This is a genomic window from Candidatus Poriferisocius sp. (assembly GCF_965202595.1).
Taxonomy (GTDB): Bacteria; Actinomycetota; Acidimicrobiia; order Acidimicrobiales; family Bin134; genus Poriferisocius.
In genome coordinates, this window is the sequence record NZ_OZ241836.1 from 1,376,180 (window position 1) to 1,389,389 (window position 13,210).

11 protein-coding genes are annotated in these 13,210 nt (G+C 55.5%); all 11 read right to left on the reverse strand.

What is annotated here, in order from left to right; all coding sequences use genetic code 11:
- Positions 1-52: 52 nt before the first annotated feature.
- The 11 genes from ftsE to ahcY all read right to left on the reverse strand — a co-directional run bounded on the left by ftsE (position 53) and on the right by ahcY (position 13,206).
- On the reverse strand, positions 53-730 hold the full coding sequence (ftsE, locus tag ACOGXC_RS06470) for a cell division ATP-binding protein FtsE (protein ID WP_419919875.1): 678 nt from the start codon (positions 728-730) through the stop codon (positions 53-55).
- Positions 731-992: 262 nt separating this feature from the next.
- Positions 993-2,093: a peptide chain release factor 2 gene (gene prfB, locus ACOGXC_RS06475; RefSeq protein WP_419919876.1), complete on the reverse strand. Its 1,101-nt coding sequence runs from the start codon at positions 2,091-2,093 to the stop codon at positions 993-995.
- Between the two features lie 22 nt (positions 2,094-2,115).
- Positions 2,116-4,833 carry a preprotein translocase subunit SecA gene (gene secA, locus ACOGXC_RS06480; RefSeq protein ID WP_419919877.1) on the reverse strand — a complete coding sequence of 906 codons (2,718 nt, stop codon included), beginning with the start codon at positions 4,831-4,833 and terminating at the stop codon, positions 2,116-2,118.
- Between the two features lie 159 nt (positions 4,834-4,992).
- Positions 4,993-5,325 carry a ribosome hibernation-promoting factor, HPF/YfiA family gene (hpf, locus tag ACOGXC_RS06485; protein WP_419919878.1) on the reverse strand — a complete coding sequence of 111 codons (333 nt, stop codon included), beginning with the start codon at positions 5,323-5,325 and terminating at the stop codon, positions 4,993-4,995.
- A 90-nt stretch (positions 5,326-5,415) separates the two neighbouring features.
- Positions 5,416-6,660 (reverse strand): ABC transporter permease, encoded by a 1,245-nt coding sequence (locus ACOGXC_RS06490; protein ID WP_419919879.1) that lies wholly within the window; start codon positions 6,658-6,660, stop codon positions 5,416-5,418.
- 8 nt (positions 6,661-6,668) lie between these two features.
- Positions 6,669-7,349: an ABC transporter ATP-binding protein gene (locus tag ACOGXC_RS06495; RefSeq protein ID WP_419919880.1), complete on the reverse strand. Its 681-nt coding sequence runs from the start codon at positions 7,347-7,349 to the stop codon at positions 6,669-6,671.
- 13 nt (positions 7,350-7,362) lie between these two features.
- Positions 7,363-8,634 carry a peptidoglycan-binding protein gene (locus ACOGXC_RS06500; protein ID WP_419919881.1) on the reverse strand — a complete coding sequence of 424 codons (1,272 nt, stop codon included), beginning with the start codon at positions 8,632-8,634 and terminating at the stop codon, positions 7,363-7,365.
- Between the two features lie 90 nt (positions 8,635-8,724).
- Positions 8,725-9,558, reverse strand: a complete 834-nt coding sequence (locus ACOGXC_RS06505; RefSeq protein ID WP_419919882.1) for a hypothetical protein — start codon at positions 9,556-9,558, stop codon at positions 8,725-8,727.
- 39 nt (positions 9,559-9,597) lie between these two features.
- Positions 9,598-10,212 carry a hypothetical protein gene (locus ACOGXC_RS06510; protein WP_419919883.1) on the reverse strand — a complete coding sequence of 205 codons (615 nt, stop codon included), beginning with the start codon at positions 10,210-10,212 and terminating at the stop codon, positions 9,598-9,600.
- A 696-nt stretch (positions 10,213-10,908) separates the two neighbouring features.
- Positions 10,909-11,544, reverse strand: a complete 636-nt coding sequence (locus ACOGXC_RS06515) for a ComF family protein (RefSeq protein WP_419919884.1) — start codon at positions 11,542-11,544, stop codon at positions 10,909-10,911.
- A gap of 189 nt (positions 11,545-11,733) precedes the next feature.
- Entirely contained in the window at positions 11,734-13,206 is a 1,473-nt protein-coding gene (gene ahcY / locus ACOGXC_RS06520) for an adenosylhomocysteinase (protein WP_419919885.1), read from the reverse strand.
- Positions 13,207-13,210: the final 4 nt, after the last annotated feature.

Genomic DNA, 13,210 nt, shown 5'->3' on the forward strand with positions numbered 1-13,210 from the left:
GACCCTTGCCCGCCGATCCACCCCCGTAAGTGGAACCCCTCTGGACCATCGGCTATTCGTACACACCCCGGGACTGATCCCGGACGATCTGGCCCCGGTCCAGCTCCACAACCCGGCGGCGCATCTTGTCCACGATGCTCCGGTCGTGGGTGGCCATGACCACCGTGGTGCCGGTGCGGTTTATGCGATCCAGCAGCGTCATGATGCCCATTGAGGTGTTGGGATCGAGATTCCCGGTGGGCTCATCGGCCAGCAGGATAAGGGGCCGGTTCACGAAGGCCCGGGCGATGGACACCCGCTGCTGCTCCCCACCCGAGAGCTCGTCGGGATAGTTGTTCATCTTCCTCGACAACCCCACCAACTCCAAGATGGCCGGTACCTTGTCCTTGATCACGCTCCGGGGGTGCCCGATCACCTCCAGGGCAAAGGCCACGTTCTGGACCACCGTCTTGTTGGGCAGGAGCTTGAAATCCTGGAACACGCAGCCGATGCGGCGGCGCAGAAACGGCACCTTCCAACTCGGCAACCGGCCGATGTCCCGGCCGGCCACCAGCACCCGGCCCCGGCTGGGGGTCTCCTCCTTGTTGAGCAGGCGCATCAGCGTGGATTTGCCCGACCCCGACGGGCCGACCAGAAAGACGAACTCCCCCCGCTGCACCTCACAGGTCGCGTTCTGGAGGGCGAGCACCTCGCCCTTGTAAACCTTGGTGACGTTCTCCAGCTTGATCATGGAATGCGAACTCCGAACCCCGATCCCGGCGCACCCCCACGCCGCAGACCTCTAGGACTCAAGCAAAGCTACCATCAGGCCGGTTACCGCAAGTGCATCCCCAGGCCAAACCGGAACATCCATCACGATAGCCGCTTCCACCGCAAATAGGCCTCGATCACGATAGCCGCTTCCACCGCAAATAGGCCTCGATCACGATAGCCGCTTCCACCGCAAATAGGCCTCGATCACGATAGCCGCTTCCACCGCAAATAGGCCTCGATCACGATAGCCGCTTCCACCGCAAGTAGGCCTCGATCAACTGGTCGAGATCGCCGGCCAGCACCCCGTCCACGTTGCCGATCGATACTCCGGTGCGATCGTCCTTGACCTGCTGGTAGGGATGCAGCACGTATGAACGGATCTGACTACCCCATTCCGCCTTCATGTAGTCGCCGGCCAGACCGGCCAGCTCGGCCTCCCGCTCGGCTCGAATCCGGTCGGCCAGGCGGGCGGCCAGTATCTGCATGGCTCGGTCCTTGTTCTGGTGCTGGCTGCGCTCATTCTGGCACGACACCACTATGCCGGTGGGCAAGTGGGTTATCCGCACCGCCGAATCGGTCACGTTGACGTGCTGGCCGCCCGCTCCCGACGACCTGAACGTGTCGATCCGCAGGTCCTTGTCGTCGATGTCCACCTCGTCCGACACCTCGTCGAAGAACGGCACCACCTTGAACTGGGCGAACGCGGTGTGGCGGCGGGCATCCGAGTCGAACGGCGAGATACGAACCAGCCGATGAACCCCCCGCTCCGATTGCAGCAGCCCGTAGGCGTTGCGTCCCGAGATGGTGAACTCGGCCGAGGATATACCCGCCCCCTGCCCCTCGGATACCGAGTCAACCTTGAATTTGAAGCCCCGTCGGTCGGACCACCCCCGGTACATGGCCAGCAGCATCTCGGCCCAGTCCTGGGCGTCGGTGCCCCCCGCACCGCTGTGAATCTCGCACACCGCGTCGGATCCGTCATGCTCGCCCCCCAGCAGCGACCGCAGCTCCAACTCGTCCACCTTGGCAGCCAGGGTGGCCAGCATCTGGGAGATCTCCGGGACCAGTGATTCGTCACCCTCCTCGGTTGCCAGCAGGTGCAGCGTGTCGGCATCCTCCAGCGCCGCTTCCAGCTCGGCAAACAGCTCCAGATCCTCAACCAGCTCCGACAGCTCCCTGGTGACCCTGCGAGCCCGGTCGGGGTCGTCCCATAATCCGGGAGCAGCGGCCGCGGCCTCCAGCTCGGGGCGGCGGAGGGTCAAGTCGCCGATGCGCAGGTAGTGGCGGGCCCCGTCCAATTTGGTGCGAAGCAAGGCGATATCGTCGAAGAAATCAGGCACGGGGATTCCCGGACAGAAGCGGTCAGCGCCCGTGGCACTGCTTGAACTTGCGGTTGGATCCGCACGGGCAGGGGGCGTTGCGAGGGGTCTTCTCGAAGTCCGACTTCACCACCGGCACCTTCGGGGTGGGCATCGACTCCTGCGCCACCGCCGGACCGCCGGCAACCGCCCCCCGGGCCCCGGCTCGAAGCAGGGAGGGTTGGGTGGACGGGTCGGCCGGACCCGACTCGGTGATGTTGCTGGTACCGGCATCGTCGACGGGAGTCGGGGTCTCCACGTTGACCTCCACATGCATGATGTAGGTGACGAAGTCCCGGGCCACCCCGGCCATCATCTGACCGAACATCTCGAACCCCTCCCGCTGCCACTCGGTCAGGGGATCCTTCTGGCCCAGGGCCCGCAGGTTTATGCCCTCCTTCAAGTAGTCCATCTCGTAGAGATGCTCCCGCCAGCGCTGGTCGATGATGCGCAGCATGATCTGGCGCTCCACCTCCCGCATGGCCTCGGCACCCACCTGGCGCTCCCGCTGCTCGTAGTGCGCCACGGCCTCGTCCATCAGCAGTTCGCTGAGATGGGCGGTGGAGGTGGCCCGCCCCAGATCATCGGCCACCATCCGGGAGGGCCACAGGACCCGGACCTCGGTCTCGAGCTGGTCCAGATCCCAGTCGGCGGGATCCTCGGACGTACAGTGCCCGCCAACAACCGCCCCCACCGCCTCTCCCAGGTGCTCCAGAGCCTCGGCCCGCAGGTCGCCGCCCGAGAGGATCTGGGCCCGCCGCTTGTAGATCACCTTGCGCTGCTCGTTCAGCACCTCGTCGTACTTGAGCACGTTCTTGCGGGCCTCGGCGTTCTTTTGCTCCACGGTGCTCTGGGCCCGCTCAATGGCCTTGGTGACCATCTTGGCCTCGATGGGAACATCCTCGGGCAGGGCCTTGTCCATGACCCAGTTCATGGCCCCGGTGGCGAAGATCCGCATGAGGTCGTCCTCCAGCGACAGGTAGAACCGGCTCTCACCGGGGTCGCCCTGGCGTCCGGAGCGGCCCCGGAGCTGGTTGTCGATCCGGCGGCTGTCGTGGCGCTCGGTACCCAGCACGTACAGCCCCCCCAGCTCGCGCACCTTGTCGCCCTCGCTCCGGCACTCGGCCTCGTACTTATCGAGCAGCTCGGCGGCCCGGGTCCGACCCTCGGGCTCGGCGGGGTCGAGGCCCTCGGCCGCCACATCCCGGCGGGCCAGAGCTTCGGGGTTGCCCCCCAGCACAATGTCAACCCCCCGCCCGGCCATGTTGGTGGCCACGGTGATGGCATGCAGCCCCCCGGCCTGGGCCACGATCTCGGCCTCCCGAAAGTGCTGCTTGGCGTTGAGCACCTCGTGGTGGATGCCTCGCTTGTTCAGCACATCCGACAGCTTCTCGGAACTCTCCACCGAGGCGGTACCCACCAGCACCGGCTGGCCCCGCTCGTAGCGACTCACCAGATCCTCGACCAGGGCGTTGAACTTGGCATCCTCCGACTTGTAGATGAGATCACCCCGATCGGCCCGGACCACCGGCAGGTTGGTGGGGATGGGCACCACATGCAACCCATAGGTGCCGAACAGTTCGTTGGCCTCGCTGACCGCGGTGCCGGTCATGCCCGCCAGCTTGTCGTAGAGCCTGAAGTAGTTCTGGAGGGTTATGGTGGCCAGCGTCTGGTTCTCCTCCTTGATCTTCACGCCTTCCTTGGCCTCCACCGCCTGGTGCAGACCCTCCGACCAGCGGCGACCCTCCAGGATGCGGCCGGTGAACTCGTCGACGATCTTCACCTCGCCCCGCTGCACGATGTAGTCCTTGTCCCGGTGATACAGCTCCTTGGCTCGGAGCGCGGCCTGGAACTGGTGCACCAGATTGGCGCTGACCGAGTCGTAGAGGTTCTCCACCCCCAGCGCCCGCTCCACCGCGTGGACACCCTCCTCGGTGGGAGCCACCACCCGCTTCTCCTCGTCCACGTCGTAATGGACGTCGCGCCGCAGACCCCGAACGACACCGGCGAACCTGTAGTACATCTTGGCCGCATCGGCGAGCCGGCCGCTGATGATGAGAGGGGTCCGGGCCTCGTCGATGAGGATGGAGTCGATCTCATCCACGATGCAGTAGTTGTGGCCCCGCTGAACCTGGCGGTCGGCTGACATCGCCATGTTGTCCCTGAGGTAATCGAAGCCCATCTCGTTGTTGGTGCCGTAGGTGATGTCGCAGCCGTACTGCTCGCTCTTGTGGTCCGATCCCCGGTCCCCGGGCACCACGAGGCCGACGGTCAGCCCGAGCCACCGGTGAATGGCCCCCATCCAATCGGCATCCCGAGCAGCCAGGTAATCGTTCACCGTGACCACGTGCACGCCGTTGCCGCTCAGACCGTTCAGGTACACGGGAAGCGTCGACACCAGGGTCTTGCCCTCACCGGTGCGCATCTCGGCCACCCACCCGAAGTGGAGAGCCGCACCCCCCATGAGCTGCACGTCGTAGTGCCGCTGACCGATGACCCGCCACGCAGCCTCCCGCATCACGGCAAAGGCCTCGATCAGCAGATCGTTAAGATCCTCCCCGTTGTCCAAACGCTGGCGGAACTCCCCGGTTCGGGCCCGCAGTGCATCGTCGGACAGCGCCTTGGTTTCCGGTTCGAGGGCATTGATGTCGGGCACCAGATCTTGCAGTGCCCTGAGCTTTTTGCCCTCACCGGTGTTCAGGATCTTCTGGAACACGCTCATGTCGAACCCACTCTACCGCCGCGGCCCCAGCACTCGGTCACAAGGGGCCGGGCTCAGGCAGGTAAAGGCAGACCCCGCAGCCGGGCTCAGGCAGGCAAGGGTAGACCCCCGCGGCCGACCCCGAGCAGGCGAGAGCCACCCCCGCCACCCGCGGTCGGCTCAACCGGCCCGGCGCTCCCCGGCGTTGTGCTGGCGGTTTACCCGGCGGGTCTTCTCCTTGCGCAACTGCCGCTCCAGCTTGTCGATGGCACCATCCAGGGCCGCTTGTGCAGTAACGCCATGGCCACCGCCGCGGATGTGGTAACCGTGACCCTCGAGGGTCACCTCGCAGTTGAGGGGCTCCGCGATCCGAGGATTCCTCTCCTCGCTGAACCTCACCTCGGCACGGTCGATGCCCGACAGGTAGCGGTCCAGCTTGGCCACCTTGGTACGGGTCACCTCCTCCAGCTTCTGCGACACCTCGACCCCACTGCTGCTTATGGCGATATCCATAGCGGCTCCTTTCTTTATGAGACCTGATAAAATACAATATCGTAGCACCATTTTACTGCTGTAGCACGAAAGGCGTTTGAACTGTGCCTCCTATAGCCCCCTCAATGCTTGGATTGGCTGAATTCTCGCGGCTTTCAACGAAGGGTATATGCCCGCAGCAAGTCCAATAATGACCCCAGACATTGGCGCAAGAATGGGCAACCAAGTTTGAAGTACAGCATCCCAGCCTCTTATTGCAGAAACTACTGATATTATAATGAGACCAAAAGAAGTTCCCATCAAACCTCCGTGAGCACCCAATACCATAGACTCAATAAGAAATTGATGAGCTATCTGTATCCTTGTAGCGCCAACAGCCCGGCGAAGCCCAATTTCTGCGCGACGCTCCAATACAGAGGCTAGTGTCACATCAGCTATACCAATTCCCCCAATTATTAAAGTAATGATACCCAGCAAAATAAACAGCATATTGATATCACTCCTGACCTTATCTTTCAGACCAGTAAGGTCTGAAGAAACTGTTATACTAACTAGATTAGGGTCATTAGGGCTAAGAGCAACAGGAGCTTGCTGAGCAAGTAGGTTGGCAGCACCTATTTCCGTACGGATGTACACAAGACTAGGTGCTTCTATACCATATACTTGTCTAGCAGTTCCGTTTGGTATGATGATCTGTGACAATAACTCAACATGACGTTCCACACCAAAGTCAGCAATCACTCCTATTACAGCAAAACGTTCTTCGCCCACAAATATAACAGGCTGATTATCAACCCTTCCTATATTCAATCGTTGCGCAGCCACTGGTCCAAGAATAGCAACTTTATCACCCATCTTATCGTGACCTACATCGAAAAAACGGCCAAACTTCAAACTAGTATTTACAGCGTCAAAAAGGCCAGGTGAAGCTGCAACTACTTCAATTGAAAACTCCGTAGCAGCGGCAGGGTCTGTGACAGGAACACTAGTAGTTACTGCTCCACCGATATTTATCAGAGTAAGTGTACCCACCGCTTCTACACCATTCAACCGAGAAATTCTTGATTCAGAATCCCATGGCAAAAAGTAATTATGCTGGTTACTCACCAAAACATTATTGTCTGCAACTTCAGCAGTAACTTCTGTAGCAGATAGCTTATCGAAATGCCCTACTATCTGACTACCGGCGGTTTCTGTAAGCCCCACGGTTGCCACCAGCATGCAAACTCCCATCACCGTACCGAGAATTGTCAATACTGCCCTAGAAGGCCAGTTAACCAAACCAGATGTAGCTTCAATAAGCAGATCAATAATAGAAATTCTAGGCTTACTTAAAGCTATTTTAGGTTTATTCATGGGGTCAATCAATTATAATCTTGGACTATACCATCATTCACCTGGAGAATTCTATCAGCCCGTTTAGCTATATCGAGATCGTGGGTGACAAGCAAGATAGTGAGTCCTCTATCACGAAGATTCTCAAAAATATCTAGGACATCTTTACCGGTACTTTGATCCAAGTTCCCGGTTGGCTCATCTGCTAATAACAAACTAGGGTTACCCACAATAGCTCGAGCAATAGCTACGCGTTGTTGCTCACCTCCTGACAAAGTATTTGGTCTAACTTTAGCATGTTTCTCTAGTCCAACTTCTTTCAAAGCTATTTTCGCTGCTTGTACCCGAGAGGCACGGCTCTGCTTCCTATACAATAATGGTAAAATAACATTATCAAGAACTGTGCGGTGCTCAAGTAAATAAAAATGCTGAAATATAAATCCAATCTTTTGACTTCTCAAAGTAGTCAACTCAACATCATCAAGGTCATCAATATTTAAGCCATCTAAAAAATATGTGCCCTGTGAAGCGCTCTCTAGTAAACCGACTATATACAATAATGTGCTCTTTCCTGATCCTGATGGGCCTATAAGCGAAACATACTCCTTATGACAAATCGTGATATCCACACCTCGCAAAACCTGAACAGGGGTGTCACCGGAAAAAGTACGCTGTAAATTGCGAATCTTAACAATTGGAGTATCTTCCATAACCTGCCTAGAGCTAATAAGTAGTGGGATCCAACATGCCAACTACTACCTGAGTCCCTTCCACGATAGAGACATCATCTAGAGGACGTATTTCAACCTCCCCAAAAGCACGCAGGCCTGTCTCAACCTTTACTGTAATGATTTCTCCTTCAGGACTTTCAATTTGAACTTGGGGTATATTATCTATACTGATTGATAGTGCAGAAAATGGAACTGTAAGAACTTTGCCATTTGTAGATGTTATAGGAATCACAACTCTCACATTACCAGACAGGGCTCCTGCATCTTCTCCCAGGATACTAATCTCCATATAATATCTATTATCTGGTAGGTCATTTGTGCCTGGCACATCCTCAAGAAAAGTGATCTGACCTTCGTAGGTACTATTATCTGACTGATTGTCTAGCATAACACTCATGCCAGTTTCTATTAAAGATATGTCCGTACTGGAGATCGAAGACTCAACAATATGTTCAACTCCTGACAAAGCAACATATACTTCAGAGATAATATCCCCACGATTTACAAATACTTGGGCTACTTGCCTCGGTAACTCTGATACAAATATAATTTCTTCTTTGGGCACTCTTGATCCATAAATACTCGTGTTCCTTGTCAACATCAATTCTGCTATTTCCAGGTTCCGCTCAAACTGAGCAATCCTAGATGAAACTCCTAATTCCTCCAGGTTTGATGTTGAAGAAGTAATACTTTTTGCTTGTCTTAGTTGCTCTCGGGCAGCATCTACCTGATTTTGGCTACGAACAATTTGCTCTCTATCCTCTAATGAAGGCTCATACATACTATATCCAGCATCGCTATAAAATACCTCTACTGCTTCTTCCATAGATAAATCATAAACACCATCAATAGCTCCTACATCATAACCTATACGGGTTAAGGCCTCTTCTAATTGCCGGATATCCTCTCCCTCCAAACCTAGATGAAAGTCTCGGAACATTGGTAGTTCACCTTGAAAAACGAATACAGGCCTAAATGTTACCTCAGCTACAACATTGCCTTCTACTACTCTTGACCCAACATTGAGTATATCTTTTGTAAGGATAGAGGCTCCTGCTCCTTGTACTAAGTTGATATTCTTTGCACCCTTTGTGCGGACATTCCCTCGCACAGCTACTCTTGATTCCAACTCTTGATATTTAACTGGTACGGTTATAATACTAGGTTGAAGGTCCCCTGAAGCAAAACTAGATTCATCTGATGAGCCTAATGTTCTGCCAGCTAGCCACCCACCAACGCCAGCTAAAACAGTAACCACAGTCACAATAGATATTACCTTATGTGGGCGCATAACCCTTCCAATGATCTTTTGACTTAATGCTCGCAACAGTAAGGAGAAAATTAAAGCAATTTATCAATTTGATACTTGTTGATTAGCAATATCTTTGATGATTATATTGATATAACTTTGAAGAGAACTATCAATCAGTTCTTGCTGTAGTTGAACCTTAGTTACTTCAAGATTTGCAGAACATTCATCATTAGCTGTATTTATAGATCGCTCAAACATGCGTGCGTTTGTGAGATCTGAAGCAGCATCTGCTGTAATTTCATCTTGAATCATTTGAGTGATGTCAGCAAATTTTTGTATGGAATAACCATTGTCAGACATACAGTTGAGCCACTTTTCTTCTTCAAACAGGTAATCAGGGTGGGACTCAATTTGCTTATCAAAATCTAGTGAAGCATTTAGCACCTTTAAGCGAGCTTCTACAGCTCTTCGACCATATAGTTCAACCCACGCTGCATTATAACATCCAAATCTACTTTCATCACCGCTGGGCGAGTCCCCTTCAACCATATCTTCTTTGCCCCACAATCTCTCATAATATGCAGTTTTTTCCTGCCTTGATAATCTACCATAAATCTCAGCATTAGGATCTTCATCATTTTCGGAGCTAGATAAACTATGCTCATAAGCATCAACAACTGGAGTATCCGATTTAGAATAATCATAAATATGAGCATCCTCCACCCAGGGTATATACTCAAATCCAGCTTTGTGCATACAATCTGCTACCCAATCTTGTACCTCACCTTCACGTATTACTAGGTACTGATTATCAGCATCTAGAAGACCTTCTAGAGTAGAATACTCACGAAGAGATACACCATCATTGTCGCCTGAGGAACAGGATAACAGGCCGCAAAGACCAACAACGTATATTACTAGTAACATATTTTTCATGTTTGATAACATAACTTCCAAATAAAATCTTGGTATAAACTATTCATCAATAAAACCATGAAGCTCAAGAACTAGAGGTCTGCCTTCAGCTATATCAATTGCGGTGGACAACACGTTCATCGGGTCTGGACTATAGTGTCCCCCCCTTGCTTCAAGAAGATCATTTGCCTTTTGAGCTATTGGTCCAAGTTCCGGAATTGTTTGAGCCATAGAAGTGTCACGTATGTCATCATTCCGAGGACATAATGTAGGATTTTCTTTCAACACTTCTATCATAACATCTTGCAAAGTACCTGATACAAGAGGAATCACTTGACTACCTGTGTGAGTACTTATATCCTGCTCAACCATCTGGACAAGTTCTCCCGTAAAGATTATTTCTAACCCATCTGCATACCAAGTTGCTAAATCAACACAACCACTAGTTTTTGGTGGTTCAGTGTACCTTTTAATAGCTTGATTCACAGCAGCTACTATTTCTGGATCATTTGATACTTTCCCCCCGTGTTCTATCTCAAACTCCCCACTTTTAAAGACTATTGATGAGGAGTTAGAGCCATCATCTCCACACCCAGCAAGTAATATAGCTATAATAAGGGAAATCAAAAATAAAAAAAAATTTCGCTTCAAAAAGTGTGTATTCCTTCTGGTCACGGATCAACCTGTAACTACAGTACCAAAATGAAACCAGTTAGCATCTAAGGCCAGTTGTATGAGGGCTAGAACTCCTAATCCACTTTGTTGCTAGCCCATCTATTGTAATTGAGCCTCCCAGGCTTCCTATACCTAAGGAAATAGAAGTAGTAGATTGATTTACTAGTTTTAGATCCAACCGACCTCGGTATGTACCCGGTGACTTATTACAAGTTGCATATGCTCCTGTATAGGAAATTTGGTTAAAAGGAACTATTATCTCAGAGTTGCCAGATGTGTGCCATCCCCAAAAGCTATATTGAATTTTATATCTAGCTTCGCAGTACACTACACCGCAACTACCACTTAGCAAGATCCAACTGCGCGGATGGCCGTTGTCATTGTACGGAGGGGCCATCCCATCGTTTGTGATTTGCGCACTGGCCGACTGTTGAAAGGTCACTAGCGTGGCCAGAAGCACGATTACACTCAAAAAAGCCAAAAGGGGCCTGGAGGCTAGCCCTCTCGTCCGGATCGGTAGTGCACTCATTTCTCTCCTACCTCTTCAATAGTGCCTGGATAGGCCTCAAGCTTGGTCTTTCCTCACTTGCTAATGCAGCTCTTACCAAAGCTCGCTCCCCTTGTCAAGTCTTTCCAATTTTTTGAGCCCTCGCCTCGGAGCATTGGGCCGAAAACCATCCCACCCAAATCCTCTTGTCAAGTCTTTCCAATTTTTTGAGCCCTCGCCTGCTGTGGAGCGCTCGCAAGCGGAGGAGCAGGCGTGGTTCCGGCCACCACCGCGAACACCTGTTGGGCACCGGCCCCGATCAAGGCTCGGGCGGCTGCTTGTAGGGTGGCTCCGGTGGTGATCACATCGTCCACGACCAGAATCGTACCAGGGGGGCGGCGGCGGGGATCGAAATTCGGGGAACCGTACCGCTGGCTGCGACTTCGTCCGGTCTGGCCCGCGGCATCCATCCTCCGCAGCAGGGGAACCAGGGGCAGGCCGATCTCGCGGGCCAACCTCCGGGCAAGCAGTTCGGCCTGGTCAAAGCCCCTGTGCCGGCGGCGGTGAGGAGAAGTCGGAGCCCAGGTTACCGCGTCCACGGCCGCCCCAGCCGGCAACGCCTGGGCCATGGCCGACACCACCCACCTCACGCAGGACCGCTGGTTGCGGTACTTGAGCTGGGCCAGCAACTCCCGCCCCGCCCCCTCGTAGGAGAAGGCCGCCCACAACCCGGACAGCGGTTCGAGCGCCACCATCTCCCCGATGGACCGCATCCCAGCCGCACACCGCCGGCACGGCGACGGCCCCGGCCCCCGGCAACCCGCACATGCTCTCGACAGCAGCACGGGTACACCCTAGAAACGCCCGGTGACAGCCAAGCAGAACAGCCGGACGAAAGGAGGACTCCAACCAGCATCTGGAAACGACCGGTGACAGCTATGGTGCTCGACAGCACCGGGGTTGCCAGCAACGACCGCAACGAAGCATCTGGAAACGACCGGTGACAGCTATGGTGCTCCAGCAAGCTCGAGCAATCAGTACCGGTAGTGATCGGGTTTGTAGGGTCCGCCCGTCGGTACGCCCATGTAGTCGGCCTGCGCGGGGGTCAGCTCGGTGAGGCGCACCCCTAGGGCATCCAGGTGCAACCGGGCCACCATCTCGTCCAGTTCCTTGGGCAGTGTGGTCACCTCGGTGCCGTAAGCCTCGGCGTTGGCGTGCAACTCCATCTGGGCCAGCACCTGGTTGGTGAAGCTGCACGACATCACGAAACTGGGATGACCGGTGGCGTTGCCCAGGTTCAGCAGGCGGCCCTCCGAGAGGATGATGACCGAGTGGCCGTCGGGAAAGACGTACTCGTCCACCTGGGGCTTGATGTTGATGCGCCGGACATCGGACAGCGCGTTGAGCCCGGCCATGTCGATCTCGTTGTCGAAATGGCCGATGTTGCCCACCACGGCCTGGTGCTTCATCCGTCCCAGGTGCTCGGCGCTGATCACGTCACGGCATCCGGTGGCGGTTATGAACAGGTCGGCGGTACCCAGCACGTCCTCCAGGCGCTTCACCTCGAAACCCTCCATGGCCGCTTGCAGCGCGCAGATGGGGTCCACCTCCGTGATCACCACCCTTGCCCCCTGGCCTCGCAACGACTGGGCGCAGCCCTTGCCCACATCGCCATAACCGCACACCACGGCCAGCTTCCCGCCGATCATCATGTCGGTACCCCGGTTGATGCCGTCCACCAGCGAGTGCCGGCAACCGTAGAGATTGTCGAACTTCGACTTGGTCACCGAGTTGTTCACATCCACGGCCGGGAACCGCAGCGTACCTTCGGCCCTCATCCGGTAGAGCCGGTGGACTCCGGTTGTGGTCTCCTCCGACACGCCGCGTATGCCGGCAGCGATGGTGGTCCACAGCTCGAGGTCTTCGAGCAGCGTCCGCCCCAGCAGCCGGCGTATCTCGGCAAGATCCTCGGAGTCGGCCCCATCAGGGGGCCCAACCCGGCCCGCCGACTCGGCATCCGCACCCATGTGGACCAGCAGGGTGGCGTCGCCCCCGTCGTCCAGGATGAGGTTGGGACCTCCACCATCGGGCCAGCGCAACACCTGCTCGGTGCACCACCAGTACTCCTCTAGGGTCTCACCCTTCCAGGCATAGACGGGAACCCCCCGGGGCTCCTCCACCGTACCGGTGGGACCGACGGCCACCGCGGCTGCCGCGGCGTCCTGGGTCGAGAAGATGTTGCAGGATGCCCAGCGCACCCGGGCCCCCAGAGCGGTGAGGGTCTCGATGAGCACCGCTGTCTGCACGGTCATGTGCAGCGAGCCGGTGATGCGAGCCCCGGCCAGCGGCTGGTGGTCGAAGTGGCGGGCCCTCAGGGCCATGAGACCGGGCATCTCGTGCTCAGCCAGGCGGATCTCCTTGCGCCCGGCCTCGGCCAGGCCCAGATCGGCCACCTTGAAATCGTGTTCGGGGAAGTCCTGTTCGGGGAAATCGTGTTCGGGAACCATCGCG

Bases quoted from the DNA above. Each gene is read 5' to 3' on its own strand.
- ACOGXC_RS06495 (WP_419919880.1), bottom strand. From the start codon at position 7,349: ATGGAAGATACTCCAATTGTTAAGATTCGCAATTTACAGCGTACTTTT.
- ACOGXC_RS06490 (WP_419919879.1), bottom strand. From the start codon at position 6,660: ATGAATAAACCTAAAATAGCTTTAAGTAAGCCTAGAATTTCTATTATT.
- ACOGXC_RS06505 (WP_419919882.1), bottom strand. From the start codon at position 9,558: ATGAAAAATATGTTACTAGTAATATACGTTGTTGGTCTTTGCGGCCTG.
- ahcY (WP_419919885.1), bottom strand. From the start codon at position 13,206: ATGGTTCCCGAACACGATTTCCCCGAACAGGACTTCCCCGAACACGAT.
- secA (WP_419919877.1), bottom strand. From the start codon at position 4,833: ATGAGCGTGTTCCAGAAGATCCTGAACACCGGTGAGGGCAAAAAGCTC.
- hpf (WP_419919878.1), bottom strand. From the start codon at position 5,325: ATGGATATCGCCATAAGCAGCAGTGGGGTCGAGGTGTCGCAGAAGCTG.
- ftsE (WP_419919875.1), bottom strand. From the start codon at position 730: ATGATCAAGCTGGAGAACGTCACCAAGGTTTACAAGGGCGAGGTGCTC.